Genomic DNA, 25,027 nt, shown 5'->3' with positions numbered 1-25,027 from the left:
GATGGAGCAGTCTGGTAGCTCGTCGGGCTCATAACCCGAAGGTCGTCGGTTCAAATCCGGCTCCCGCAACCAAACATTAAAAGGCTGCTCGAAAGAGTGGCCTTTTTTGTGCCCGGGTGTTTTTACCCTCCTCCTGCCAAATGCAGAGAATGGATTAAAACCGGGTATTTCAAGCGGTTACGTGATTTAAGGGTTGACACCTTAACGATTCGCTGTAGAATCCACCACACAGACGCGGGATGGAGCAGTCTGGTAGCTCGTCGGGCTCATAACCCGAAGGTCGTCGGTTCAAATCCGGCTCCCGCAACCAAACATCAAAAAAGGCTACTCGAAAGAGTGGCCTTTTTTGTGCGCGCTCGAAAAGTCAGGGGCAAGCGTTTATTGACATTAAACGTCATATTTCTGAAAGTCCGTTCATCTATGCTGTCCGCCAACAATTACCCTTTTTTCTCAGACCAATCCTGAACCTCAGGCAAACGGCTGAACACATTTAGAAATATTTTGACCAAAAGGATTGGTAACTTGAGCCTATGCCTCCATCCTATCGCGCACGATCCACGAGGTGATTGATGCCCGATAACTCGCCAGAACCCAAAGAAGCCGTTACAGCAGCCCACCCCATAGCCGCGACCCGTTTGCGCTGGCTGGATTTGCTGAGCAAGTATCGCCAGCCCATTGGGCTCGCGCTCACGCTGCTGTTATTTGCAATAGCACTGATTGCGTGTCGCCATCTGTTAAGCGAACTTGACCTGTACGCCCTGCATGACTCGATCCTCGAAGTTCCCAAGCCCGCCCTCTTCGGTGCCGTGGCTGCGACTGCCGCGGGTTTTATCATCCTGCTCGGTTATGAGTGGTCAGCCAGCCGCTATGCGGGGGTAAAACTGCCACCCAAAACCCTGGCACTGGGCGGCTTTACCGCCTTTGCCATTGGCAATGCCATCGGCCTGTCGCTGCTGTCCGGCGGCTCTGTGCGGTATCGCCTTTATGCCCGGTATGGCGCGGGGGCGTCAGAAGTCGCCCATATGACTCTGTTTGCCAGCCTATCGCTGGGCTGCGCCCTGCCACCGCTGGCGGCACTGGCCACATTGAGCAATTTGCCCGCAGCCTCCGCCGCCCTGCATATCCCGGCCTGGATATTGGGTGCTATCGCTTTTGCGGTGCTGGCCCTGTTTGCCTTGCTGGCAATAGGAATCTACCGCCGACGCCTGCCCGAGCAGCCGATCCCGGACAACCTGCTGGTCAAGGCCGGCCGCCGCACATTGCGCCTGCCAAGTGCGCGCCTGACCTTGCTGCAACTGGTCATTACCGCTCTGGACGTCGCGGCCGCCGCCACGGTGCTCTATCTGCTGTTGCCTGAAGCACCGCCCTTCGGCGCATTTATGCTCGTTTACCTGCTGGCCCTGGCGGCCGGCGTGCTCAGCCACGTCCCCGGCGGTGTCGGGGTGTTTGAGGCAATCTTGCTGGCAGCCTTCGCCGACAAGCTCGGCGCCGCACCATTGGCGGCAGCCCTGCTGCTGTATCGCATGATCTATGTGATTCTGCCGCTGCTGATTGCCTGCCTGATGCTGCTGATGACCGAAGCTCAGCGCCTGATTCACACCCGCCAAAGCCTGCGGGTTGCGTCAGGCCTGGCCGCTCCGGTACTGGCCGTGCTGGTATTCATGTCCGGCGTGGTTTTGCTGTTCTCCGGTGCCACACCGGAAATCGACACGCGCCTCGAACACATCGGTTTTCTGATCCCCCATCGCCTGGTCGACGCTTCGCACTTTGGCGCCAGCCTGATCGGCGTGCTCTGCCTGCTTTTGGCCCAGGGCTTGCGCCGCCGCCTGTCCGCCGCCTGGATGCTGACCACTATCCTGTTGCTGGTCGGCGCCGTGCTGTCCCTGCTGAAAGGCTTCGACTGGGAGGAAGCCACTATCCTGGTTCTCACCGCCAGCCTGCTGGGCCTGTTCCGCCGCTCTTTCTACCGCCCGAGCCGCCTGACCGAACTGCCCTTTTCACCGCTATATCTGGTGGCCAGTGTCTGCGTACTGGGCGCCTCGATCTGGTTGCTGTTGTTCGCCTATCAGGACGTTCCTTATAGCCATCAACTGTGGTGGCAGTTCACCCTTGACTCGGACGCACCACGGGGCCTGCGCTCGCTGCTGGGTGCCGCGGTACTGCTGGTGGTCGTATCCCTGACCTGGTTGCTGCGCACCGCCCGCCCGGTGATCCACCTGCCCGATGCCACCGAACTGGAAAAGGCCGGCAAGATCATCCTTGCCTCCGACCAGCCCGACGGCGGCCTCGCACTGACCGGCGACAAGGCCTTGCTGTTCCACCCCGACGACAACGCCTTCCTGATGTACGCTCGCCGCGGGCGCAGCCTGGTGGCGCTGTACGACCCGATCGGACCGCCCCAGCAACGTGCCGAGTTGATCTGGCAGTTTCGCGACCTGTGCGACACCGTCCATGCCCGCCCCGTGTTCTATCAGGTACGCGCCGAGAACCTGCCGTTCTATATGGACATCGGCCTGACCGCGATCAAGCTCGGTGAAGAAGCCCGGGTCGACTTGCACCGCTTTGATCTCGAAGCCAAGGGCAAAGAGATGAAGGACCTGCGCTACACCTGGAACCGTGGCACCCGTGACGGCCTATCACTGGAAATCCACGAACCGGGTGAGGCACCAATGGATGAGCTCAAGGTCATTTCCGACGCCTGGCTCACCGGCAAGAATGTGCGGGAAAAAGGCTTCTCACTCGGGCGCTTCAGCGAGGACTACATCAAGCACTTTCGCATCGCGATCATTCGCTTTGAAGGCAAGCCGGTGGCCTTTGCCAACCTGCTTGAGACCCACAGCCATGAGCTGTCGAGCCTCGACCTGATGCGTGCCCACCCGGACGCGCCGAAACTGACCATGGAATTCATGATGGTCGGCCTGATTCAGCATTATAAAAAGCATGGATACGCCCGTTTCAGCCTGGGAATGGTACCTCTGTCCGGCCTGCAACCGCGTCGCGGCGCACCCTTGACCCAACGTTTGGGTTCGATGCTGTTCCAGCGCGGCGAGCACCTGTACAACTTCCAGGGTTTGCGTCGCTTTAAAGACAAATTCCAGCCCGACTGGGAACCTCGTTATATGGCCGTACCCGCCGGACTTGATCCGCTGGTGGCACTGGCTGATACCGCCGCCCTGATTGCAGGCGGCTTGACTGGATTGGTGAAACGTTAATGAAACATCGTTCCTGGCGGTTTTTGTTGCTTGCCTTGATAGTTCTGGTCGCCCTGGCAGCAGGCGGCTATTGGTGGTGGAATCGCCCGGCTCCGGAACCGACGATTGAACACCTGGGCCAGAGCGATGGCTCGACCCTGACCAGGGTCACACCCGGACAGAGAGCCCAGGCCCGGGTGGTGATTGCCACTCCGGCCGAAGAAGCCCTGAACGACAAGCAACTCATGGCCCTCAGCCGCGCAGGCAAGGCGCAACTGGTGCAAGTGATCCTGCCCAAAGACGACTGCACCCTGCAACAGCAAGCACTGCAAACCGCGCTACAGCAGCTCAAGGGGCCTGCAACCCTGGTCAGCGGCATAGGCCCTGGGGCCACTCTGGCCTGGCGCTGGCTGGCCGCGCAAACCAACGACAAGGCGCAAGCCGTATCGGTGGGTTTCAAGCTGGAAGAACCCGGCTGCACACTGCCCGTTCCGAAAACTGCCACCCACGGTAACTGGCTGGTGGCCTGGAACGACAACCCTGATGACCCGAGCGCGGCTTTTGTACGCGATCAACCGAATGCGCAGACCAGCATCAGCGACTACGACATTCACTACCCACAAGTCCTGAGCAACGAGCTGCGCAAAATCCTGGTGGGCGATGAAAACGGCGGGCTGAGCATGCCGGTGGTCGAAGTACCTGCCGGCCAGCAAAACAGCACCGTGACCCTGTTCCTCTCCGGTGATGGAGGCTGGCGGGATCTGGACCGTGACGTGGCGGGCGAGATGGCCAAGATCGGCTACCCGGTGGTGGGTATCGACATGCTGCGCTACTACTGGCAGCACAAGACCCCCGAGCAAAGCGCCACCGACCTCACCGAGCTGATGCAGCACTACCGGCAAAAATGGGGCACCCAGCGCTTTGTGCTGGTGGGCTATTCGTTTGGTGCAGATGTTTTGCCGGCCACCTACAACCGCCTGCCTGAAGCGGAGCAAAAGCGTGTCGACTCGATCATGCTGCTGGCCTTTGCCCGCAGCGGCAGTTTTGAGATCCATGTCGATGGCTGGCTGGGCAAGGCTGGCGCAGAAGCGGATACCGGCGAAGAAATGTCCAAGCTGCCAGCCAGTAAAGTGGTGTGCATCTATGGCGCAGAAGAAGTCGATGAAAGCGGCTGTACTGCCAAGACCGCAGTCGGCGAAAGCCTCAAGCTGCCCGGCGGCCATCACTTCGACGAGAATTACCCGGCCCTCGCCCAGCGCCTGGTGGACCTGATCAAGAAACATCAGGCGACGGCCCAATAAGTCAGCCTTTGTGGGAGCGGGCTTGCCCGCGATAGCAACGACTCGATCTACCAGATACACCGAGCCGCCTGCATCGCGAGCAAGCCCGCTCCCACAGTTACAGGCCCCGGCTTAACCAAAAAAGCCCCGACTCTCGCGAGCCGGGGCTTTTTTATTGCGCCTGGACGGGTTTACATCTCGACCTGCGTCCCCAGCTCAATCACCCGGTTAACCGGCAGCTTGAAGAAGCGCAGGTTGCTGTTGGCATTCTTGAGCATAAAGGCGAACAAGGCTTCACGCCAACGCGCCATACCCACCAGTTTGGAGGTAATCACTGTCTCACGGCTAAGGAAGTAAGTGGTGCGCATCGGGCTGAAATCCAGCTCATCAAGATGGCACAGCTTCAGCGCCTCAGGCACATCCGGTTCATCCATAAAGCCAAAGTGCAGGATCACCCGGAAGAACCCGTCACCATAGGCGTCCACCTCGAACCGTCGCGAAGCGGGCACTCGCGGCGAGTCTTCGTTGACCACCGTGAGCAATACCACCTGCTCGTGCAGCACCTGGTTGTGCAGCAAGTTGTGCAACAGCGCATGAGGCACGGCATCCGGGCGCGCGGTCAGAAACACCGCCGTCCCCTTCACCCGATGCGCCGGCTGTACCCGGATGCTGCTGATAAACAGCGGCAGTGGCAGCGCGCTTTCGTCAAGACGATCCACCAGTAGTTGCTTGCCGCGGCGCCAGGTGGTCATCAGGACAAACAGCACTATGCCCGCCAGCACCGGAAACGCCCCGCCCTGGAAGATTTTCGGCACGTTGGCAATAAAGAACAGACCGTCCACCAGCAAAAAGCCGATCAACACAGGCACGGCCAGAACAGGTGGCCACTTCCACAACAGCAACATCACTGCCGACACCAGAATACTGGTAATCAGCATGGTCCCTGTGACCGCCACCCCATAAGCCGAAGCCAGGGCTCCCGAAGACTCAAAGCCCAGCACTAGCAAAATCACCCCGACCATCAGCGACCAGTTCACCGCGCCAATGTAGATCTGGCCCTGTTCGGCGCTTGAGGTGTGCTGGATATGCATGCGCGGGATATAACCCAGCTGAATTGCCTGATGGGTCAGGGAGAAGGCTCCGGAAATCACGGCCTGGGAGGCAATCACCGTCGCCAGCGTGGCCAGCCCGACCAAAGGAATCAACGCCCAGGCCGGCGCCAGCAGATAGAACGGGTTGCGCGCCGCCTCAGGATTTTCCAGCAGCAAGGCGCCCTGGCCAAAGTAGTTGAGCACCAGCGCCGGCAACACCAGGATGAACCAGGCCCGGGCAATCGGCTTGCGACCAAAGTGGCCCATATCGGCATACAGTGCCTCGGCGCCGGTCAGCGCCAGCACCACGGCACCCAGAATGGCAACGCCCATGCCCGGGTGAGAAACAAAGAACCGCACGCCCCATAGCGGGTTCAGCGCATTGAGCACTTCAGGGTGCTGAACGATACCGTGGATCCCCAGGCCGCCCAGCACCACAAACCACACCACCATGACCGGCCCGAACAGCTTGCCGATACTGGCCGTGCCATGGCGCTGAATCAAAAACAGCAGCACCAGCACAATCAAGGCCAGCGGCACGACCCAATGCTCCAGGCCGTCGAATGCCAGCTCAAGCCCTTCTACGGCGGATAGCACCGAGATCGCCGGGGTAATCATGCTGTCGCCGTAAAACAGTGCCGCACCGATCAACCCCAGGATCACCAGCACCGAACGCAACTTCGGATAAGGCGACGCCGCACGCCTGGCCAGTGCGGTCAGGGCCATGATGCCACCCTCCCCTTCGTTGTCGGCGCGCAGGATAAACAGCACGTACTTGATCGAGACCACCCAGATCAGCGACCAAAGAATCAGCGCCAAAATACCGAAGACACCGTCATGGTTGACCTGCACACCATAGCCGCCGGAAAACACCTCTTTGAGGGTGTACAACGGGCTGGTACCGATATCGCCGTACACCACTCCGACCGCTGCAACCAGCATCCCGATAGGCTTGGCCTTCGAGTGACCGTCTTCTGCCGCCTGACTGCTTGCCTGCCCCATCAACCACTCCTACGACCATTGACCGCGTTTCTTAATGGCTTGCGCTACATTTGATCAGCAGCATGCGCTGATTTCCCGAGTGTTAGCTACGGCTCCTGCCTACAAAATCACGTTAGTTAAAAACCCTGCTTTCGCAACGGCGCGCAGCATAGCGCAGCACTCGTCGCAAATCCCCGTATAACGCTGGTCAAGTGCGTTGACCATAGCTAAAATTGCGCACTTTTTTTGATCAGAGGCGCAATAAGCGCCCGTTCGTCGTGCAGCCTTTACGGGCATGTAACGTCACTACATACCGAGGTTCGCCATGTCCACCGTTACCACCAAGCCAGCCAACCCAAAGGTTGGCTTTGTTTCCCTGGGTTGCCCGAAAGCACTGGTCGACTCCGAGCGCATCCTTACGCAACTGCGCATGGAAGGCTATGACGTCGTCTCAACCTATCAGGACGCCGACGTCGTGGTGGTCAACACCTGCGGCTTTATCGACAGCGCCAAGGCCGAATCCCTGGAAGTGATCGGCGAAGCCATCAAGGAAAACGGCAAGGTCATCGTGACCGGCTGCATGGGTGTCGAAGAAGGCAATATCCGCGACGTGCACCCAAGCGTACTGGCCGTGACCGGCCCGCAGCAGTACGAGCAGGTAGTCAACGCCGTGCACCAGGTGGTGCCGCCGCGCCAGGATCACAACCCGCTGATCGACCTGGTGCCGCCACAGGGCATCAAGCTGACGCCACGTCACTACGCCTACTTGAAGATTTCCGAAGGCTGCAACCACAGCTGCAGCTTCTGCATCATCCCGTCGATGCGCGGCAAGCTGGTCAGCCGCCCGGTGGGTGACGTGCTCGACGAAGCCCAGCGCCTGGTCAAGGCCGGCGTCAAAGAGCTGCTGGTGATTTCCCAAGACACCAGCGCCTACGGCGTTGACGTCAAATACCGCACCGGCTTCTGGAACGGTGCTCCGGTCAAGACGCGCATGACCGAGCTGTGCGAAGCCTTGAGCTCGCTGGGCGTATGGGTGCGTCTGCACTACGTTTACCCGTACCCGCACGTTGACGAACTGATCCCGCTGATGGCCGCCGGCAAAATCCTGCCGTATCTGGACATCCCGTTCCAGCACGCCAGCCCGAAAGTGCTCAAGGCCATGAAACGCCCGGCGTTTGAAGACAAGACCCTGGCCCGGATCAAGAACTGGCGTGAAATCTGCCCGGAACTGATCATCCGTTCGACCTTTATCGTCGGCTTCCCGGGTGAAACCGAAGAAGACTTCCAGTACCTGCTCGACTGGCTGACCGAAGCTCAACTGGATCGCGTAGGTTGCTTCCAGTACTCGCCGGTAGAAGGCGCACCTGCCAACCTGCTGGACGCGGCCATCGTGCCGGATGACGTCAAACAGGATCGCTGGGATCGCTTTATGGCCCATCAACAGGCCATCAGCGCAGCACGCCTGCAGATGAAGATCGGCAAGGAAATCGAAGTCCTGATCGATGAAGTCGACGAGCAAGGCGCTGTAGGCCGCTGCTTCTTCGATGCCCCGGAAATCGACGGCAACGTATTTATTGCGACCGAAAAAGATATCAAGCCGGGTGACAAGATCATGTGCCGCGTCACCGACGCCGACGAATATGACCTGTGGGCTGAAGTGATCTAATTCGCGACTGCCTCGCAAAAAGCCCTGCCGCTCTCGCGCCAGGGCTTTTTTTACAGCTATCGTAAACCCATTGCCTTCCACACCTGTGTCAGGAGACACGCTCGATGCAACAACAATGGGTCATTCATACCCCACGTCTTACGGACTTCGCCGAACTAACCGACGTATGGGAAGCATCTGTTCGTGCCACCCATGATTTTTTACCTGACAGCTATATTCAACTTCTGCGCGGCCTGGTCAAAGACCAATATCTGGACGCCGTCATGCTGATCTGCTGCAAGGACCCGGTCAGCAAACGCATTACCGGCTTTGCCGGAGTCGCGGCCGGCAAGGTTGAAATGCTGTTTGTTCACCCGGATTACCGGGGGCAAGGCATCGGCAAATGCCTGTTAATGTTCGCCATCAATGAACTGAATGCTGAACGCCTCGACGTCAATGAGCAAAACTCGCAAGCCATCGGCTTTTACCTCAAACAGGGGTTTGAGGTGATCGGCCGCTGCGAAAAAGACGGCATGGGCCAGCCCTATCCCCTGCTGCACCTGCGGTATAAACGCCCAGCACGTGCATAAGGCAAATGTTGCCGGGCTTAACCGGCGCCAGGCGGGTACAATAGCCGCCCAATTCCTTTACGGCCCCTGTCATGTCTGAACCGATACGTCTCTCCAAACGCCTCATCGAACTCGTCGGCTGCTCCCGCCGTGAGGCCGAACTGTTCATTGAAGGTGGCTGGGTCACGGTAGATGGCGAAGTCATCGACGAGCCACAGTTCAAGGTCGACAACCAGAAAGTCGAGCTGGACCCTGAAGCCAAGGCCACCACGCCCGAGCCTGTGACCATTTTGCTCAACGCTCCGGCGGGCCTGGATACCGACAGCGCCATGGCGTTGATCGGCCCGGACACCCTGAGCGAAGAACACCGCTTCGGCAAGCGCCCGCTCAAGGGCCACTTCCTGCGCCTGAGCGTTGGCAATGAGCTGCAAGCCAACGCCAGCGGCCTGCTGGTGTTTACCCAGGACTGGAAGATCGTGCGCAAGCTGACGGCCGATGCCAGCAAGATCGAGCAGGAATACGTGGTCGAGGTCTCTGGCGAAATGGCCCCCCACGGTCTGAACCGTCTCAACCACGGCATGACCTACAAGGGTCGCGAGCTGCCTGCGGTCAAGGCCAGCTGGCAGAGTGAAAACCGCCTGCGTTTTGCGATGAAAAATCCGCAACCAGGTGTGATTGCCCTGTTCTGCCAGGCGGTAGGCCTGACCGTGATTTCCATGCGCCGGATTCGTATCGGCGGCGTGTCGATGGGCAAATTGCCCGTAGGCCAATGGCGCTATATGAGCGCCAAAGAAAAGTTCTAACGACTTACAGCCCTACCCCGAACATTTCGACACCGCAGCAATGCCTGCGGTGCTCACTGCTGAATATCAGGATTACCCAAATGATTCATAACGACGTACTGCGCAGCGTGCGCTACATGCTCGACATCAGCGACAACAAGGTTGTCGAAATCATCAAGCTTGGTGGCCTGGAAGTTACCAAGGAAGATGTACTGACCTACCTGAAAAAAGACGAAGAAGAAGGTTTTGTACGTTGCCCTGACGACGTGATGGCGCACTTCCTGGATGGCCTGGTGATCTTCAAGCGCGGCAAGGACGAAAGCCGTGCGCCAATGCCGGTCGAGCTGCCGGTGACCAACAACATTATTCTGAAAAAACTGCGTGTGGCCTTCGAACTGAAGGAAGACGACATGCACGCCATCCTCAAGGCTGCGGGCTTCCCGGTGTCCAAGCCCGAGCTGAGCGCCCTGTTCCGCAAGTTCGGCCACACCAACTACCGCACCTGTGGCGACCAGTTGCTACGCAACTTCCTCAAGGGCCTGACCCTGCGCGTTCGCGACTGAAAACACACCTCCTGTGGGAGCGGGCTTGCTCGCGATAGCAGCACCGCAGTGATTCAGATTGACCGAGCCGTCTGAATCGCGAGCAAGCCCGCTCCCACAAGAGCCTGTTCTGACCCACCAGCCCGATATCTCCCATGCCCTACACCGTCTCCCCCATCGGCTTTGTGCGCTCCTGCTTCAAGGAGAAGTTCGCCATCCCGCGCCAGCCACAACTGGCACCGGCCGCCCGTGGCGTGCTGGAACTGGTCGCACCCTTTGACCAGGGCGATGCGGTGCAGGGCCTGGAGCAGGTCAGCCATGTCTGGTTGCTGTTTGTGTTTCATCAGGCACTTGAAGACAAGCCTCGCCTCAAGGTGCGCCCGCCACGCCTGGGCGGCAACAAGTCGATGGGCGTGTTTGCCACCCGCGCCACCCATCGCCCGAACGGTATCGGCCAGTCAGTGGTCAAGCTGGACAAGGTAGAAGCCAATCGCCTGTGGATTTCCGGCATCGACCTGCTCGACGGCACGCCGATTCTGGATATCAAACCCTATGTGCCCTACGCCGATATCATCAGCGATGCCAGCAATGGCATGGCCAGCGCCGCACCGGTATTGATCCCCGTGCAATGGGCCGACAGCGCCCTGCAACAGGCCCACAGGGAAGCCCTGCGCCTTCAGGAGCCGCTGGTGGAGCTGATCGAGCAATGCCTGGCGCAAGATCCACGCCCTGCTTACCAGACGCCCACAGCCGAACGAGAATACGGCGCGCAGTTCTGGGATCTGGATGTACGCTGGCATTACCCCGAGCCTGGTTTGATCCGTGTGCTTGAGGTGATTCCCAAGCCGTGACCTGAAACGCAATGTGGGAGCGGGCTTGCTCGCGATTACGGCCTGTCAGTCACCCATGCGGTGGCTGACACTCCACAATCGCGGGCAAGCCCGCTCCCACATTTGTATCGATCTGCGTTTGTTACTTCTCGACGAAAGCACGCTCGATCAGGTAATCACCCGGCTCACGCATGCGTGGCGAAACTTTCAGGCCGAAGCTGTTAAGCACTTCGCTGGTCTCGTCGAGCATGCTCGGGCTGCCGCACAACATGGCACGGTCGTCCTGCGGGTTGATCGGCGGCAGACCGATATCGCTGAACAGCTTGCCGCTGCGCATCAGGTCGGTCAGGCGGCCTTCATTCTCGAATGGCTCGCGGGTCACGGTCGGGTAGTAGATCAGCTTTTCACGCAGCGCTTCGCCGAAGAATTCGTTCTGCGGCAGGTGCTCGGTAATGAATTCGCGGTAAGCGACTTCATTGACGTAACGCACACCGTGGCACAGGATCACTTTTTCGAAACGCTCGTAGGTTTCCGGATCCTGGATAACGCTCATAAAGGGCGCCAGACCGGTGCCGGTGCTGAGCAGATACAGATGCTTGCCCGGCTTCAAGTCGTCCAGCACCAGCGTCCCCGTAGGTTTTTTGCTGATGATGATCTCGTCGCCTTCCTTCAAGTGCTGCAACTGGGAGGTCAGCGGGCCATCAGGCACCTTGATGCTGAAGAACTCCAGATGCTCTTCCCAGTTCGGGCTGGCAATCGAGTAGGCACGCATAAGCGGACGGCCATTGGGCTGTTGCAGGCCGATCATCACGAACTGACCGTTCTCGAAGCGCAAGCCCGGGTCACGGGTACACTTGAAGCTGAACAGGGTGTCGTTCCAGTGATGAACACTGAGGACACGTTCGTGGTTCATGTTGCTCATGTACGGGGCTCCTAAATTCGCCTGCGCTGACTATGGGCGCGATTGCACAGCATTCTAATGGCGGCGACAATATCTGTTAACTGAATTATCAAGATAAGGGTTATCGGTTATATCGATATGCGATTTACTCTCAGACAACTCCAGGTTTTCGTCGCCGTAGCCCAACAAGAGAGCGTGTCTCGCGCTGCCGGCTTGTTGGCCCTTTCACAATCTGCTGCCAGTACCTCGATCACCGAACTGGAGCGCCAGACCAGCTGCCAGCTGTTCGATCGTGCCGGCAAGCGCTTGAGTCTCAACGCACTGGGCCGGCAATTGCTGCCACAGGCTGTCGCATTACTGGATCAGGCCAAGGAGATCGAAGACCTGCTTAATGGCAAGTCCGGTTTTGGCTCATTGACCGTCGGCGCGACACTGACCATCGGCAACTACCTGGCCACCCTGCTGATCGGCAGCTTTATGCAGGCGCACCCGGAAAGTCAGGTCAAGCTGGTGGTTCAGAACACGGCTCATATCGTGCAACAAGTCGCCCACTACGAAATTGATCTGGGTCTGATCGAAGGCGATTGCGCCCACCCGGATATTGAAGTGCAGAGCTGGGTCGAGGATGAACTGGTGGTGTTTTGCGCCCCGCAGCATCCACTGGCGGCTCGTGGTCGCGCCACACTTGACGAGCTGACCCGTGAAGCCTGGATTTTGCGCGAACAAGGCTCGGGAACTCGCCTGACGTTCGACCAGGCCATGCGCCATCATCAAACGTCGCTCAATATTCGCCTGGAACTGGAACACACCGAAGCGATCAAGCGCGCCGTTGAGTCGGGGCTGGGCATTGGCTGCATCTCACGCCTGGCGTTGCGTGACGCTTTCAGGCGCGGCAGCCTGGTGGCAGTGGAAACGCCTGAACTGGATCTGGCCCGGCAGTTCTTCTTTATCTGGCACAAAAAGAAGTATCAGACATCCGCCATGCGCGAATTTCTGGAGCTGTGCCGCGCCTTCACCGCCGGGGTTCAGCGCAGCGACGAGATCGTATTGCCAACCATTGCTTAAAGCAGGATCACTGCCCACACCACGGCAATCATGGTCAGCACCACAAACTGGGCAGCGCTGCCCATGTCCTTGGCGTTTTTCGACAAGGGGTGCAGGTCGAGGGAGATTCGGTCAACCACCGCTTCAATGGCCGAGTTCAACAACTCGACAATCAATGCCAGCAGGCACACAGCGATCAGCAATGCGCGCTCTACGCGGCTCACATTTAGCAAGAAGCTCAGCGGGATCAGGATCACGTTGAGCAGCACCAACTGCCGAAAAGCCGCCTCGCCCGTAAAGGCTGCGCGCAAACCGTCCAGCGAGTAACCGCCAGCATTCAAAATCCGTTTAAAACCGGTTTTACCCTTGAAAGGCGACATAGATAGGCAACTGCACAAAAAATGAGAGGGGAACGCTAGTTCACGCTTCGTCAAAAAAGCGTGAAGATTCGCAGATTAATGACTCGAAATTGATTCAAGTTGCTGCAAGAGTAGCGCGGCCTGGGTGCGAGTGCGAACCCCCAGCTTGCGGAAAATCGCCGTAACATGGGCCTTGATGGTTGCCTCGGAAACGCTTAGCTCATAAGCGATCTGCTTGTTCAGCAAACCTTCGCAGACCATGGTCAGCACGCGGAACTGCTGGGGCGTCAGGCTGGCCAGCCCTTCGCTGGCCGCTTTGGCCTCGGCCGAGACCTGAACATCCTCAAACGCCTGGGGCGGCCATGACACATCACCATCCAGTACGGCACGTACGGCCTTCTGGATGTCTTCCAGCGAACTGGATTTCGGAATAAATCCGCTGGCTCCGAACTCGCGGGAACGCACCATGATCGAGGCTTCTTCCTGGGCCGACACCATCACCACCGGAATTTGCGGGTATTGGCCACGTAACAACACCAGGCCGGAGAAACCGTAAGCACCCGGCATGTTCAAATCGAGCAGTACCAGATCCCAATCTGCCTTTACCGCCAGCTGTGCTTCAAGCTCGGCAATACTGGCGACCTCTACCAGGCGAACATCAGAGCCCAGACCCAGGCTCACGGCCTGGTGCAGGGCACTGCGAAACAGTGGATGGTCGTCGGCAATCAGGATTTCGTATGTGGCCATTGTTTAAATGATCCCGTTTTTCAGGCGAGCACTGATCAATTCCAGCACTCGCTAAGGCAACTCGAGCAAAAGCTCAAAGACTGTGCGTCAAAGGGCGCGATTTACGCGAAACGTCGGCAAATATAAGTGTTTTGACAGCTGCGATAGCCGAATCGGCGCCAAGCATGCCCAGCGAAACAAGGGTGGTCAAGCTGAAAACCTGACACCCGGGTCCACGTAGAACCCCTTAGAGCGCCATCATCGAAAAACCCGCCATGCTGCGCGCTTACATCTGTTGGAAAATTGTAGCGCTACTTCTTTAGTCTATTGAGCCCGATTCTGGGGAAGGTCTTTTACAAAAACGCCCAGTTCCTGGTGCGCTGCGCTGGACTCATTGATCGGCAACTGGTTCTTGGCATCCAGATAATGCTGACTGAAGACATCGAAGTAGGCATCCAGCGCACTTGAGGCCTGGGAGTCACCGGCAAGTTCAAGACACAGGCTGGCAACTTCCGCGGTGCACAGATGCTCGCTGCGGGTAGAGCGGCGCAAGCGGTAACGCGAAAGCCGCTCAGGCAGCAGGCTCAAAATCGGCAAGGTGTCGAAGTACGGGCTTTTGCGGAAAATCTTGCGTGCTTCGGTCCAGGTGGCATCCAGCAGAATAAACAACGGGCGCTTGCTGCTGCCCAGATCCACCGTGTGCGTTACCCGCTCAGGCGCGACGTACTCGCCGGGAAACACCAGATACGGCTGCCATTGTGGATCGGCCAGCAACGCCAGCAAGGCTTCGTCGGTTTCGGTGCGTGACCAGATAAAGGCAAAATTATCTTTGACCACATCTGCGATCAACCAGCCGGTATTGCTGGGCTTGAACACTTCCTTTTTAGTCATGACCAGACACACCCCCGAACGTGTCTCGACCCGGGGTCGCCAGCTGCACAGGCAGTGGCTTTCGATCACACGGCAGGTATGGCAACGCGGAGCCCGCGAGCCGCGGGCCAGGTAGGGCTTGGTGCTCTCCTCTTCACGCTCGTCTCGTAAACGGGCTACAGCATTCGGGGAAAAGGTCGTCAGGGTCATGATTTTTACTTTAAAGGCGCCAAGCGTCCATTCGCCAGAATTGGCGCATAAACGGATTCACAATAGAAAGGAGCCAAGTTTACCAGAGGCGCGATTCCATGACCTTTGGCATTTCCTGCATGGCCATGCTGACCTATACTCCCGCGCCACTGAACGCACAGATATATGGCCTGTCCAAGTCTGCGTCACTGAAATCAGGAGAGATTCATGCTGCGCCATATCATTCCGACCGTCGCTCTAATGCTTGCACTGCCTCTGGCCGCACACGCAGCCTCTCTCAAGGATTTTGAGCTGAACAAAACCTTGCTCAAGGTTGCAGAGAAAAGTAATGAAGGCAAACCGCGAGCAATCAATGCAGACCTGCTGGATAAAGGCTTTACGGTAGACGGCACTGTGCTGATCAACAACCTGGAAGCCAGCCCGACACTGGCCGCCCAGATGCGCTCCAACCCAGAAGAGACCGTGCCGCAACTGGGTCGCAGCGTGTGCAGCAATGCAGGTTTCCGTACCCTGATGGCTCAAGGCGCCACGCTGCGCTACAGCTTCAGGGAGTACAAAACCAACAGCCCGGTCCTGATCCAGGATTTCCGCGCTGAAAACTGTCAGCGCAAAAAGTAAATCCCCCGCCACGCCGTACCCCGTGCGGCGTATGACCCCGCTCTGCAGCCCTGCCTCCTTCCGCTAAACTTCATGTATGTCAGGCAATTAGCTATTGCCAGTCAAGACATCTCAGGACCATCATCGAAGCATCATTGTGACACTCAGTGTCTCAGCGCCTGCTCAGGTTGCGGCGTTTTCAAGGATGTTGCGTAGAAGGAGAAATACATGCCTGATCAATCCAATGACTCCCTGACGCTGTTTTTCCAGGAGCAGGGTCTTGAGCTTGCACAAGAAGTGGACGAGCAACTGCAGCGGGTTGCACCCGACAGCCCTAACCGGGCGCTTTACCGCGAGATGCTGCTGACCGTATTGCGCATGGCCCATGACGACCTTGATCGCTGGAATGCCAAGATCACCCTGCAAGCCATTCGCGAACTGGAAAAAACCTTTCGCACCCTGGAGCAGTTCAAGGGCCGCCGCAAAGTCACGGTCTTCGGCTCGGCCAGAACCCCGGTAGAACACCCGCTCTATGCCCTGGCACGGGAAATGGGCAGCGTGCTGGCCAAGTCCGACATGATGGTCATTACCGGCGGCGGCGCTGGCATCATGGCTGCCGCCCATGAAGGTGCAGGCCTGGCCCACAGTTTGGGGTTCAATATCACCCTGCCGTTCGAGCAACGGGCCAACCCCACCATCAATGGCACGCCCAATGTTCTGGCGTTTCACTTTTTCTTTACCCGCAAACTGTTTTTCACCAAGGAAGCAGATGCTCTGGTGATGTGCCCGGGCGGTTTTGGCACGCTGGATGAAGTGCTGGAAGTAGTCACCCTGATGCAAACGGGCAAAACCCCGTTGGTGCCGGTAGTTTTACTGGATGTGCCGGGGGGCAAGTTCTGGCAGGGGGCGCTGGACTTTATTCACAACCAGCTGGAAGCCAACCAGTACATCCTGCCCAACGATTTGAAGTTGATGCGCCTGGTGCATAGCGCCGAAGAGGCCCTTGCTGAAATCAACCAGTTCTACAGCAACTTCCATTCAAGCCGCTGGTTGAACAAAACTTTTGTGATCCGCATGAAGCGGCCGGTCAGTGTGCAGGCACTCAAGGAGATACAGCAGGCGTTTGCCGATATCTGCCTGAGTGACGGCTTCCATCAAGAGCAATACTGCCACTTTGAACATGACGACCCAAAACTCAACCACCTGACCTGCCTGGGCTTTGCGTTTAGCGGGCGCAATCAGGGACGGCTGCGCGAACTGGTCGACTTTATCAACCTGCCGCAAAACTGGGCTGCAACTGATAATGCGCCTACGGCGCAGATGCACGAGTCGCTGGCTGATTAAGCCGGAATTGGTAAGTGGGCTGGTACTGTGGGAGCGGGCTTGCTCGCGATGCAGGCGGCACGATCTGGCAGGCAAACCGCATTGCTGCCTTCGCAGGCAAGCCTGCTCCCACAGGTTTTGTGGCGCCCACTGAATCCGAACCTTAAAGGGTACGAGCGCCAACAGCTTCAGTCATCAAACTCTCGGCCGCTTAACAGGCGGCCGATCATTTCAAGCGGGTAACCGCGGTAACTCAAAAAGCGCCCCTGGCGGGCACGCTCTTTTGCATCAGCGGGCAACTGACCGGAAAACTTGCGGCGCCAGGTCTCTTCCAGTCGCTCTTGCCAGTCGAAACCGCATTCTCGCAACGCCTCCTCTATATCTCCACGCACCAGCCCACGCTGGCCAAGCTCTTCACGAATTCGCAAAGGGCCATAACCGGAACCGGCACGGTAGTTGATATAGCTTTCAAGGTAACGAGACTCGGACAACAGCCCCTCTTCCGTCAAACGGTCAAGGGCAGCGTCGATCATGTCGGGGCAAGCGCCGCGCTGACGCAACTTGCGCGTCAGCTCGACTCGACCGTGCTCGCGTCGCGCGAGCAGATCCATTGCAGTCCGTCGCACCGCGACGGGGGTATCCAGGACGGCAATCATGGCAGTGATCAGTTATCGCCGTCGGTGGCGTTTTCCATTTCTTCGGCTTCAGCCAGCGCTGCAGCTTCTTTGGCAGCCTTGCTCATTTTTGGCATGACTTTCAGTTCTGCCAGTTCGGCATCGGTTTTTGGCCCGAGCAACTTCTCACGCAGCTGCTTCTCCAGCGCATCCTTGATGTCCGGGTTATCGTCCAGGAACTTGGCGGAGTTGGCCTTGCCCTGACCGATTTTGCTGCCGTTGTAGCTGTACCAGGCGCCAGCTTTTTCAACAAAGCCATGCAGTACGCCCAGATCAATCATTTCACCGTTCAGGTAGATACCCTTGCCGTACAGGATCTGGAATTCAGCCTGACGGAACGGTGGTGCCACCTTGTTCTTGACCACTTTCACGCGGGTTTCGCTACCCACCACCACATCGCCTTCTTTTACGGCGCCGGTGCGGCGGATATCCAGACGTACCGAAGCGTAGAACTTCAGTGCGTTACCACCGGTGGTGGTTTCAGGGCTGCCGAACATCACGCCGATTTTCATGCGGATCTGGTTAATGAAGATAACCAGGCAGTTGGCGTTCTTGATGTTACCGGTGATTTTACGCAGCGCTTGCGACATCAGACGGGCTTGCAGGCCAACGTGGGTATCGCCCATGTCGCCTTCGATTTCAGCTTTTGGCGTCAGTGCAGCAACGGAGTCGATGATGATCACGTCAACCGCATTGGAACGCACCAGCATATCGGTGATTTCCAGTGCCTGTTCGCCGGTGTCAGGCTGTGAAACCAGCAGGTCATCAACGTTTACGCCCAGTTTGGCAGCGTACTCAGGATCAAGGGCGTGCTCGGCATCGACGAAGGCGCAGGTAGCACCGGCCTTTTGCGCCTGGGCAATCACGGACAGGGTCAGTGTGGTTTTACCCGACGACTCAGGGCCGTAGATTTCAACAATACGGCCTTTTGGCAGACCGCCAATGCCCAGTGCGATGTCCAGACCCAGCGAGCCGGTGGAGATCGCCGGGACTGCCTGACGCTCCTGGTCGCCCATCAGCATCACGGCACCCTTGCCGAATTGACGTTCGATCTGACCCAGGGCCGCAGCCAAGGCTTTCTTCTTGTTGTCGTCCATTAAAGTCCTCTCGTAATCAATAAGGCCCGACGGCCGATAACTGTATAAGTAGCCAGTATTATTCCACAGGGTTAGAGGATCGCCTACCCCTGATTTTTTATTTCTCGTACCGTTCGGCGTATTAAACCTTCCAGAGCGGCAATCACGGTTTGCCGGCGCACCTCATCGCGGTTGCCTGCAAAGTGCCTGCGCTCGCTGGATACCTCGTCGCCGGCGCCCCACGCCAGCCACACGGTGCCGACCGGCTTCTCGGGCGAACCGCCCCCCGGCCCGGCCACACCACTGACCGCCACGGCAAATCGCGCCCCGCTTTGGGCCTGCGCACCCTGCACCATCGCCTCGACCACCTCGCGGCTGACCGCCCCCACCCGGGTGAATAAAGGCTCGGGAACCTCCAGTTGCCGGGTCTTTTGCTGGTTGGAGTAGGTCACAAACCCTGCCTCAAACCACGCGGAGCTGCCGGCAATACGGGTGATGGCCTCGGCAATGCCGCCACCGGTGCAGGACTCGGCGGTTGTCACCTGGGCATTGAGAGCCTTTAACAGCAGCCCGAGTTCAGATGCAAGTTGAGATATTTGATCCACTGTCCTCTCCTGATGGCGGGTCTGCGCCATAACCTACACCAAAAAGCGCCTGTTACGGCTCGATCCGCGAGTCACCGGGCGCAGCGTCTACCCCGAGCCGCTTCGCGGCCCAGCGCTGGTACAGGCTGATTGCCGCATCTGCACCGGCCAGTGCGGTCAGGCAACCCAGGGCCCCTGCGGCCAGAATCGACATCCCGGCCGAGTACAGCAGCATAAAGGTCGAGACACCGCACACCACGCACGCGCCCGAACGCAACGCCAGGCGCCGCATCAGTGGCCATCCGCTGGTGCCGTCCTTGTCTGCCCGCCACATCTCGCCAAAAACGCCGCCTACCAAGGCAAGGAGGATGACCAGTAAAACCGGCATTTCCAGTAAGACTTGCGGTTCATTCATCATGTGATCACTCCTGTGTCCTTATTGATAAGCGCCAATTTCCGGTCTGGCTGAAACGTCATACCCCTGCCTGAGATCCATCGTTGGCCGCAATGGAATAAAGACTATGCATGTATGGATATACAGTCAATGCACCAGTGCATATATTTATTCGGACAATTTCAACAAGTCGGCCAAGACCTGCAAATACGGTGAGAATTGTCTGTTGGTTGGGTGAAAATACTGCTCGCGAAAGCTGATTCGCGAGCAGGCTCGCTCCCACAGGGTGTTCCAAGACTTATGGTTAGCGGGCGTACATGCCCCACCAGAACACATGACCAAGAATGACCAGTTGTTCATCCTCGAGATCGTTGTAGGCGTAGTCCTCATCCGGGAACTCGTCGCGATTGAAACTGCGCAAACGAATACCGCCCGCCAGGCGATACACCTGTTTCACCCGCAACTGGCCATTGTGATTGACCGCATACAGGTCGCCATCAACCACTTCGTCAAGGGTACGTTTGCCCGCATTGACTCCCACCGTTGCGCCATCGCGCAGGACTGGCAGCATGCTGTCGCCGCGTACGGTCACGCACTTGGCCTGATCGAACTCCACGCCGTTATGGCGCAGGCTGCGCTTGCCGAAACGCAACCTGGCGCGTTCGCTCTCCTCAATGGCAAAGCGCCCTGAGCCGGCGGCCAGTTCAACCTGACGCAAAAATGGAATGGACACTTCATCGTCCGCCACCGGGGTGTCGTCATCCCACAGGCAAATATCACGCAACTCTGGGTGACGTAGCTCGATTTCAGGCACCCGCACATCCTCCCGGCCGCGCAAGCGATCGGTGCTGATGTGGAAATACTCGGCGATTTTGGAGATATGCCTGTCGGAAGGATCGGCAATTTTGCCGCTCAATATTCGCGACAACGTAGGTTGCGGTACTCCCGTACTGCGGTGAAGCGCCATCGCGCTGATACCGTGCCGGGCCAGCAGCTCTTTAAGGACGGTTGAAACAGTTCGTTTTGACATGGCGGCAATAGTGCTGGCCGTGTTTATTGATGGCAAATGCTATTTCTTCTATTTATAGCAGCCAGTCAGCGCGCCCGGTGCGCACCTGTAGATGCAAGGGGCTGACATGTTAACCTTGCGCCCATTGCGAAAACCTCAGGCCACGGCCTGCCTTTCCCCCACTTCTGAACGAATCCGCCTAAGTCCTGATGAGTAAAAATACTTCCGACCTGTCCAGCCATACACCGATGATGCAGCAGTACTGGCGCCTGAAGAACCAGCACCCTGACCAGCTGATGTTTTATCGCATGGGCGATTTCTACGAAATCTTCTACGAAGACGCGAAGAAAGCCGCCAAACTGCTGGACATCACCCTCACGGCACGTGGCCAGTCTGCCGGGCAGGCGATTCCGATGTGCGGGATCCCTTACCATGCGGCCGAAGGTTACCTGGCCAAGCTGGTCAAGCTGGGGGAGTCGGTAGTGATCTGCGAGCAGGTCGGCGACCCGGCCACCAGCAAAGGCCCGGTTGAGCGTCAGGTCGTACGCATCATCACCCCGGGCACCGTCAGTGACGAGGCGCTGATGGATGAGCGCCGCGACAACCTGATTGCCGCGGTGCTGGGCGATGAGCGTCTGTTTGGCCTCGCCGTGCTGGATATCACCAGTGGCAACTTCTCGGTGCTGGAGATCAAGGGCTGGGAAAACCTGCTGGCAGAGCTTGAGCGCATCAACCCGGTTGAGCTGATGATCCCGGATGACTGGCCACAAGGCCTGCCAGCGGAAAAACGTCGTGGCGTTCGTCGCCGTGCGCCGTGGGACTTTGAGCGTGACTCGGCCCTGAAAAGCCTGTGCCAGCAGTTCTCAACCCAGGATCTAAAAGGCTTTGGCTGCGAAAACCTGACCCTGGCCATCGGCGCTGCAGGCTGCCTGCTCAGCTATGCCAAGGAAACCCAGCGCACGGCCCTGCCCCACTTGCGCAGCCTGCGCCATGAGCGCCTGGACGACACCGTGGTGCTCGACGGCGCCAGCCGCCGCAACCTGGAGCTGGACACCAACCTGGCCGGTGGTCGAGACAATACCCTGCAATCGGTGGTCGACCGTTGCCAGACCTCGATGGGCAGCCGCTTGCTGACCCGCTGGTTGAACCGTCCGTTGCGCGATTTGAGCGTGCTGCTGGCGCGCCAGTCTTCAATTACCTGCCTGCTCGATGGCTATCGCTTTGAAAAGCTGCAGCCACAGCTCAAGGAAATCGGTGACCTGGAGCGGATCCTGGCCCGTATCGGCCTGCGCAACGCGCGCCCCCGCGACCTGGCCCGCCTGCGTGATGCCTTGAACGCGCTGCCGGAACTGCAAGACGCCATGCTTGGCCTCGAAGCGCCGCACTTGCAGCAACTGGCCACGATCACCAGCACCTACCCCGAACTGGGCGCACTGCTGGAAAAAGCCATCAATGACAACCCACCCGCGGTGATCCGCGATGGCGGCGTGCTTAAAACCGGCTATGACGCCGAGCTGGACGAGTTGCAGGCACTGAGCGAAAACGCCGGCCAGTTCCTGATTGACCTGGAAGCCCGGGAAAAAGCCCGCACCGGCCTGTCCAATCTCAAGGTCGGTTACAACCGGGTCCACGGCTACTTTATCGAGCTGCCAAGCAAACAGGCCGAACAGGCTCCGGCCGATTACATCCGCCGCCAGACGCTCAAAGGCGCCGAACGCTTTATCACCCCTGAGCTGAAAGCCTTCGAAGACAAGGCCCTGTCGGCCAAGAGCCGTGCCCTGGCTCGTGAGAAAATGCTCTATGAGGCATTGCTCGAAGAGATGATCGGCCACCTCGCACCGCTGCAGGACACCGCCGCCGCCCTGGCCGAGCTGGATGTGCTGAGCAACCTGGCCGAGCGTGCGCTGAACCTGGACCTGAACTGCCCGCGCTTTGTTGAAGAGCCGTGCATGCGCATCAGCCAGGGTCGCCACCCGGTGGTCGAGCAAGTGCTGACTACGCCGTTTGTGGCCAACGACCTGGGGCTGGATGACAACACCCGCATGCTGGTGATTACCGGTCCTAACATGGGCGGTAAATCGACTTATATGCGCCAGACTGCATTGATCGTATTGCTGGCCCATATCGGCAGTTTTGTGCCAGCAGCCAGTTGCGAGCTGTCGCTGGTTGACCGGATTTTTACCCGGATCGGTTCCAGTGATGACCTGGCAGGTGGCCGTTCGACCTTTATGGTCGAGATGAGCGAAACCGCCAATATTTTGCACAACGCCACCGAACGCAGCCTGGTGCTGATGGACGAAGTGGGTCGTGGCACCAGTACCTTTGACGGCCTGTCCCTGGCCTGGGCTGCAGCAGAACGTCTGGCCCAGTTGCGCGCCTACACCTTGTTTGCCACGCACTACTTCGAACTGACGGTACTGCCCGAAAGTGAACCGCTGGTCGCCAACGTGCATTTGAGCGCAACCGAGCACAATGAACGTATCGTGTTCCTGCACCATGTTCTGCCGGGCCCGGCCAGCCAGAGTTATGGCCTGGCCGTGGCGCAACTGGCGGGGGTACCGAGTGAAGTCATCAGCCGTGCCCGCGAGCATTTGAGCCGCCTGGAGACCACCAGCCTGCCCCATGAAGTACCACTTGCGAAGCCTGGCAAAAAGCCTGCGCCACAACAAAGCGACCTGTTTGCCAGCCTGCCGCACCCGGTGCTGGATGACCTTTCCAGGGCCGATCTGGACAACATGACGCCACGTAAAGCGCTCGATTTGCTCTACACATTAAAGACACGCCTTTAAAAGCTGCTAGAATCGCGCGCGGTTCGGGATGCTACTGACCTTTTAGCCTGGTCTTTAGATATCACTCCCGAACCCGGCGAACCCGTTCTGGAAGGGCTTCGCTGCCGCCGCCTGAGGAGAGAATTAGAAATGACCTTCGTCGTCACCGACAACTGCATCAAGTGCAAGTACACCGACTGCGTAGAAGTCTGTCCGGTGGACTGCTTTTACGAAGGCCCGAACTTCCTGGTGATTCACCCGGATGAGTGCATTGACTGCGCGCTTTGTGAGCCTGAATGCCCTGCACAGGCGATCTTCTCTGAAGATGAAGTGCCTGCCGGCATGGAGAATTTCATTCAGTTGAACGTCGAGCTGGCTGAAATCTGGCCAAATATCACTGAACGCAAAGACCCTCTGCCGGACGCGGCCGAGTGGGATGGCAAACCAGGCAAGATCGTCGACCTGGAACGCTGATTCACGTTTAAGCAAAAAGCCCCTTTTGGGGCTTTTTGCGTATTTGACCCGGCGAAAACACTTTAAAACTAGAAGGCAGCCGTCTGCGTAGCAGCAGCCTCGTTCCTACGGCAGTTGCTACGAGAGGCTTGGCTCCTAACCGTTGATTGCGCAGCCCGTAGCCTCTTGAAGCTGCTCGCGGGTGACTCCCGGCGCCAGTTCCACCAGCTTGAGTCCTTGCCCGGTCACATCCAGCACGGCCAGGTCGGTGATAATCCGGTCGACCACGGCCACGCCCGTCAGCGGCAGATCACACTGTTTAAGCAGTTTATGGGTGCCGCCCTTGGCCGTGTGCTCCATCAGCACGACAACGCGCTTGACCCCGGCTACCAGATCCATCGCCCCGCCCATGCCCTTGACCATCTTGCCGGGGATCATCCAGTTGGCCAGGTCGCCCTTCTCGGACACCTGCATCGCCCCCAGAATCGACAAGTTGATATGACCGCCACGAATCATCGCGAACGAATCGGCACTGTTGAAGAAGCTGCTCCCCGGCAAAGTCGTGATGGTTTGCTTGCCGGCGTTGATCAGGTCGGCATCGACCTCATCGTCAGTCGGAAACGGACCAATGCCCAGCAGGCCATTTTCGCTTTGCAACCACACATCCATACCTTCAGGAATGTAGTTCGCCACCAGGGTGGGCAAACCGATACCCAGGTTGACGTAGAAACCGTCCTGCAGTTCTTGGGCGGCACGATGCGCCATTTCTTCACGAGTCCAGGCCATGGTCAGGCGCTCCGCACAGTGCGATGTTCAATACGTTTTTCCGGCGCAGCGTTGAGCACCAGCCGTTGTACGTAAATCCCGGGCAAATGCACCTGATCGGGCTCGATCTCGCCAACCTCGACAATCTCTTCCACTTCCACCACACACACCTTGGCCGCCATGGCCGCCAAAGGGTTGAAGTTGCGTGCCGTTTTATTGAATAGCAGGTTGCCAGAGGTATCGGCCTTCCAGGCCTTGACCAGGGCTACATCGGCGCGCAGTGAACGCTCCCGGGTTTCCTTGCCTTCAGCTACCAGCGTGCCGTAGCCAGTCTTGGTAAAGAACTGTCTCTTATACACATCT

General features: G+C 58.3%; 24 protein-coding genes and 1 tRNA gene. 13 read left to right on the top strand and 12 right to left on the bottom strand.

Going from position 1 to position 25,027, the window contains the following annotated elements:
- The first annotated feature begins 233 nt into the window (after positions 1 to 233).
- The 3 genes from QN377_RS20080 (at position 234) to QN377_RS20070 (ending at position 4,492) form a co-directional block, all read left to right on the top strand.
- A tRNA-Met gene (locus QN377_RS20080) sits at positions 234 to 310 on the top strand.
- A 259-nt stretch (positions 311 to 569) separates the two neighbouring features.
- Entirely contained in the window at positions 570 to 3,212 is a 2,643-nt protein-coding gene (gene mprF, locus QN377_RS20075) for a bifunctional lysylphosphatidylglycerol flippase/synthetase MprF (RefSeq protein ID WP_095019818.1), read from the top strand.
- Positions 3,212 to 4,492: a virulence factor family protein gene (locus QN377_RS20070; RefSeq protein ID WP_095019817.1), complete on the top strand. Its 1,281-nt coding sequence runs from the start codon at positions 3,212 to 3,214 to the stop codon at positions 4,490 to 4,492. Before mprF ends, QN377_RS20070 begins: the two co-directional genes overlap by 1 nt.
- A 170-nt stretch (positions 4,493 to 4,662) precedes the next feature.
- On the opposite strand, the gene QN377_RS20065 is transcribed toward QN377_RS20070, so the two are convergent.
- Positions 4,663 to 6,564 (bottom strand): potassium transporter Kup, encoded by a 1,902-nt coding sequence (locus QN377_RS20065; protein WP_322213386.1) that lies wholly within the window; start codon positions 6,562 to 6,564, stop codon positions 4,663 to 4,665.
- 304 nt (positions 6,565 to 6,868) lie between these two features.
- Here QN377_RS20065 and rimO point away from each other — a divergent pair, with 304 nt between their 5' ends.
- The 5 genes from rimO (at position 6,869) to tsaA (ending at position 10,932) form a co-directional block, all read left to right on the top strand.
- Positions 6,869 to 8,209 (top strand): 30S ribosomal protein S12 methylthiotransferase RimO, encoded by a 1,341-nt coding sequence (gene rimO, locus QN377_RS20060; protein ID WP_086795996.1) that lies wholly within the window; start codon positions 6,869 to 6,871, stop codon positions 8,207 to 8,209.
- 104 nt (positions 8,210 to 8,313) lie between these two features.
- A complete protein-coding gene (locus QN377_RS20055; RefSeq protein ID WP_095019816.1) occupies positions 8,314 to 8,778 on the top strand; it encodes a GNAT family N-acetyltransferase in 465 nt (154 codons plus the stop codon).
- Positions 8,779 to 8,849: 71 nt separating this feature from the next.
- Positions 8,850 to 9,560: an rRNA pseudouridine synthase gene (locus tag QN377_RS20050; RefSeq protein WP_095019815.1), complete on the top strand. Its 711-nt coding sequence runs from the start codon at positions 8,850 to 8,852 to the stop codon at positions 9,558 to 9,560.
- Between the two features lie 80 nt (positions 9,561 to 9,640).
- Positions 9,641 to 10,102: a DUF1456 family protein gene (locus tag QN377_RS20045; protein WP_095003025.1), complete on the top strand. Its 462-nt coding sequence runs from the start codon at positions 9,641 to 9,643 to the stop codon at positions 10,100 to 10,102.
- Between the two features lie 134 nt (positions 10,103 to 10,236).
- On the top strand, positions 10,237 to 10,932 hold the full coding sequence (tsaA, locus tag QN377_RS20040; protein ID WP_095019814.1) for a tRNA (N6-threonylcarbamoyladenosine(37)-N6)-methyltransferase TrmO: 696 nt from the start codon (positions 10,237 to 10,239) through the stop codon (positions 10,930 to 10,932).
- A gap of 121 nt (positions 10,933 to 11,053) precedes the next feature.
- Here tsaA and fpr read toward each other — a convergent pair whose 3' ends face one another.
- Complete coding sequence (gene fpr / locus QN377_RS20035; protein WP_019827846.1) at positions 11,054 to 11,833, bottom strand: ferredoxin-NADP reductase; 780 nt, start codon at positions 11,831 to 11,833, stop codon at positions 11,054 to 11,056.
- A 117-nt stretch (positions 11,834 to 11,950) separates the two neighbouring features.
- Here fpr and QN377_RS20030 point away from each other — a divergent pair, with 117 nt between their 5' ends.
- Positions 11,951 to 12,877 carry a LysR family transcriptional regulator gene (locus QN377_RS20030; protein WP_095003023.1) on the top strand — a complete coding sequence of 309 codons (927 nt, stop codon included), beginning with the start codon at positions 11,951 to 11,953 and terminating at the stop codon, positions 12,875 to 12,877.
- Here the strand turns inward: QN377_RS20030 and QN377_RS20025 are convergent.
- The 3 genes from QN377_RS20025 to QN377_RS20015 form a co-directional block, all read right to left on the bottom strand.
- Positions 12,874 to 13,236, bottom strand: a complete 363-nt coding sequence (locus QN377_RS20025) for a diacylglycerol kinase (RefSeq protein WP_016779774.1) — start codon at positions 13,234 to 13,236, stop codon at positions 12,874 to 12,876. The genes QN377_RS20030 and QN377_RS20025 overlap by 4 nt on opposite strands.
- A gap of 75 nt (positions 13,237 to 13,311) precedes the next feature.
- The gene (erdR, locus tag QN377_RS20020; RefSeq protein WP_095003022.1) at positions 13,312 to 13,962 is read right to left on the bottom strand and encodes a response regulator transcription factor ErdR; all 651 of its coding nucleotides are present in this window, start codon (positions 13,960 to 13,962) and stop codon (positions 13,312 to 13,314) included.
- Positions 13,963 to 14,265: 303 nt separating this feature from the next.
- Positions 14,266 to 15,021, bottom strand: a complete 756-nt coding sequence (locus QN377_RS20015) for a tRNA-uridine aminocarboxypropyltransferase (protein ID WP_095019812.1) — start codon at positions 15,019 to 15,021, stop codon at positions 14,266 to 14,268.
- A 207-nt stretch (positions 15,022 to 15,228) separates the two neighbouring features.
- Here QN377_RS20015 and QN377_RS20010 point away from each other — a divergent pair, with 207 nt between their 5' ends.
- Both QN377_RS20010 and QN377_RS20005 read left to right on the top strand, forming a co-directional pair.
- The gene (locus tag QN377_RS20010) at positions 15,229 to 15,639 is read left to right on the top strand and encodes a PA3611 family quorum-sensing-regulated virulence factor (protein ID WP_095003020.1); all 411 of its coding nucleotides are present in this window, start codon (positions 15,229 to 15,231) and stop codon (positions 15,637 to 15,639) included.
- Between the two features lie 207 nt (positions 15,640 to 15,846).
- The gene (locus QN377_RS20005; protein ID WP_095003019.1) at positions 15,847 to 16,962 is read left to right on the top strand and encodes a TIGR00730 family Rossman fold protein; all 1,116 of its coding nucleotides are present in this window, start codon (positions 15,847 to 15,849) and stop codon (positions 16,960 to 16,962) included.
- A gap of 167 nt (positions 16,963 to 17,129) precedes the next feature.
- Here the strand turns inward: QN377_RS20005 and recX are convergent, their stop codons facing one another.
- The 5 genes from recX to QN377_RS19980 form a co-directional block, all read right to left on the bottom strand.
- Positions 17,130 to 17,597, bottom strand: coding sequence for a recombination regulator RecX (gene recX, locus QN377_RS20000; RefSeq protein ID WP_095003018.1), 468 nt, complete (start codon positions 17,595 to 17,597; stop codon positions 17,130 to 17,132).
- A gap of 8 nt (positions 17,598 to 17,605) precedes the next feature.
- Positions 17,606 to 18,712 (bottom strand): recombinase RecA, encoded by a 1,107-nt coding sequence (gene recA / locus QN377_RS19995; RefSeq protein ID WP_016779767.1) that lies wholly within the window; start codon positions 18,710 to 18,712, stop codon positions 17,606 to 17,608.
- Positions 18,713 to 18,795: 83 nt separating this feature from the next.
- Positions 18,796 to 19,326: a CinA family protein gene (locus QN377_RS19990; protein ID WP_370824754.1), complete on the bottom strand. Its 531-nt coding sequence runs from the start codon at positions 19,324 to 19,326 to the stop codon at positions 18,796 to 18,798.
- A 22-nt stretch (positions 19,327 to 19,348) separates the two neighbouring features.
- On the bottom strand, positions 19,349 to 19,693 hold the full coding sequence (locus QN377_RS19985; protein ID WP_095003016.1) for a phage holin family protein: 345 nt from the start codon (positions 19,691 to 19,693) through the stop codon (positions 19,349 to 19,351).
- A gap of 280 nt (positions 19,694 to 19,973) precedes the next feature.
- Positions 19,974 to 20,699, bottom strand: coding sequence for an XRE family transcriptional regulator (locus QN377_RS19980; protein ID WP_095019810.1), 726 nt, complete (start codon positions 20,697 to 20,699; stop codon positions 19,974 to 19,976).
- 188 nt (positions 20,700 to 20,887) lie between these two features.
- Here QN377_RS19980 and mutS point away from each other — a divergent pair, with 188 nt between their 5' ends.
- Both mutS and fdxA read left to right on the top strand, forming a co-directional pair.
- The gene (mutS, locus tag QN377_RS19975; protein ID WP_095003014.1) at positions 20,888 to 23,467 is read left to right on the top strand and encodes a DNA mismatch repair protein MutS; all 2,580 of its coding nucleotides are present in this window, start codon (positions 20,888 to 20,890) and stop codon (positions 23,465 to 23,467) included.
- A 129-nt stretch (positions 23,468 to 23,596) separates the two neighbouring features.
- The gene (fdxA, locus tag QN377_RS19970; protein ID WP_016779762.1) at positions 23,597 to 23,920 is read left to right on the top strand and encodes a ferredoxin FdxA; all 324 of its coding nucleotides are present in this window, start codon (positions 23,597 to 23,599) and stop codon (positions 23,918 to 23,920) included.
- A 135-nt stretch (positions 23,921 to 24,055) separates the two neighbouring features.
- On the opposite strand, the gene QN377_RS19965 is transcribed toward fdxA, so the two are convergent.
- Together QN377_RS19965 and QN377_RS19960 are read right to left on the bottom strand one after the other, a co-directional pair.
- Complete coding sequence (locus QN377_RS19965; RefSeq protein WP_095019809.1) at positions 24,056 to 24,685, bottom strand: CoA transferase subunit B; 630 nt, start codon at positions 24,683 to 24,685, stop codon at positions 24,056 to 24,058.
- Between the two features lie 2 nt (positions 24,686 to 24,687).
- On the bottom strand, positions 24,688 to 25,027 hold a 340-nt coding region (locus QN377_RS19960), incomplete at its 5' end, for a CoA transferase subunit A (RefSeq protein WP_323567656.1).

Origin of the sequence: Pseudomonas sp. CCC4.1 (assembly GCF_035019225.1) — a bacterium.
Taxonomy (GTDB): Bacteria; Pseudomonadota; Gammaproteobacteria; order Pseudomonadales; family Pseudomonadaceae; genus Aquipseudomonas; species Aquipseudomonas bubulae.
This window is presented reverse-complemented; position numbering and strand designations above follow the sequence as displayed.

Coding starts and splice junctions, on each gene's coding strand:
- fdxA (WP_016779762.1), top strand. CDS start 23,597: ATGACCTTCGTCGTCACCGACAACTGCATCAAGTGCAAGTACACCGAC.
- QN377_RS20010 (WP_095003020.1), top strand. CDS start 15,229: ATGCTGCGCCATATCATTCCGACCGTCGCTCTAATGCTTGCACTGCCT.
- QN377_RS20030 (WP_095003023.1), top strand. CDS start 11,951: ATGCGATTTACTCTCAGACAACTCCAGGTTTTCGTCGCCGTAGCCCAA.
- recX (WP_095003018.1), bottom strand. CDS start 17,597: ATGATTGCCGTCCTGGATACCCCCGTCGCGGTGCGACGGACTGCAATG.
- QN377_RS19990 (WP_370824754.1), bottom strand. CDS start 19,326: ATGGCGCAGACCCGCCATCAGGAGAGGACAGTGGATCAAATATCTCAA.
- tsaA (WP_095019814.1), top strand. CDS start 10,237: ATGCCCTACACCGTCTCCCCCATCGGCTTTGTGCGCTCCTGCTTCAAG.
- QN377_RS20070 (WP_095019817.1), top strand. CDS start 3,212: ATGAAACATCGTTCCTGGCGGTTTTTGTTGCTTGCCTTGATAGTTCTG.
- mprF (WP_095019818.1), top strand. CDS start 570: ATGCCCGATAACTCGCCAGAACCCAAAGAAGCCGTTACAGCAGCCCAC.
- erdR (WP_095003022.1), bottom strand. CDS start 13,962: ATGGCCACATACGAAATCCTGATTGCCGACGACCATCCACTGTTTCGC.
- QN377_RS20045 (WP_095003025.1), top strand. CDS start 9,641: ATGATTCATAACGACGTACTGCGCAGCGTGCGCTACATGCTCGACATC.
- mutS (WP_095003014.1), top strand. CDS start 20,888: ATGAGTAAAAATACTTCCGACCTGTCCAGCCATACACCGATGATGCAG.
- QN377_RS20065 (WP_322213386.1), bottom strand. CDS start 6,564: ATGGGGCAGGCAAGCAGTCAGGCGGCAGAAGACGGTCACTCGAAGGCC.
- QN377_RS20050 (WP_095019815.1), top strand. CDS start 8,850: ATGTCTGAACCGATACGTCTCTCCAAACGCCTCATCGAACTCGTCGGC.
- recA (WP_016779767.1), bottom strand. CDS start 18,712: ATGGACGACAACAAGAAGAAAGCCTTGGCTGCGGCCCTGGGTCAGATC.
- QN377_RS20015 (WP_095019812.1), bottom strand. CDS start 15,021: ATGACCCTGACGACCTTTTCCCCGAATGCTGTAGCCCGTTTACGAGAC.
- QN377_RS19965 (WP_095019809.1), bottom strand. CDS start 24,685: ATGGCCTGGACTCGTGAAGAAATGGCGCATCGTGCCGCCCAAGAACTG.
- QN377_RS20005 (WP_095003019.1), top strand. CDS start 15,847: ATGCCTGATCAATCCAATGACTCCCTGACGCTGTTTTTCCAGGAGCAG.
- QN377_RS20025 (WP_016779774.1), bottom strand. CDS start 13,236: ATGTCGCCTTTCAAGGGTAAAACCGGTTTTAAACGGATTTTGAATGCT.
- fpr (WP_019827846.1), bottom strand. CDS start 11,833: ATGAGCAACATGAACCACGAACGTGTCCTCAGTGTTCATCACTGGAAC.
- QN377_RS20055 (WP_095019816.1), top strand. CDS start 8,314: ATGCAACAACAATGGGTCATTCATACCCCACGTCTTACGGACTTCGCC.
- QN377_RS19980 (WP_095019810.1), bottom strand. CDS start 20,699: ATGTCAAAACGAACTGTTTCAACCGTCCTTAAAGAGCTGCTGGCCCGG.
- rimO (WP_086795996.1), top strand. CDS start 6,869: ATGTCCACCGTTACCACCAAGCCAGCCAACCCAAAGGTTGGCTTTGTT.
- QN377_RS19985 (WP_095003016.1), bottom strand. CDS start 19,693: ATGATGAATGAACCGCAAGTCTTACTGGAAATGCCGGTTTTACTGGTC.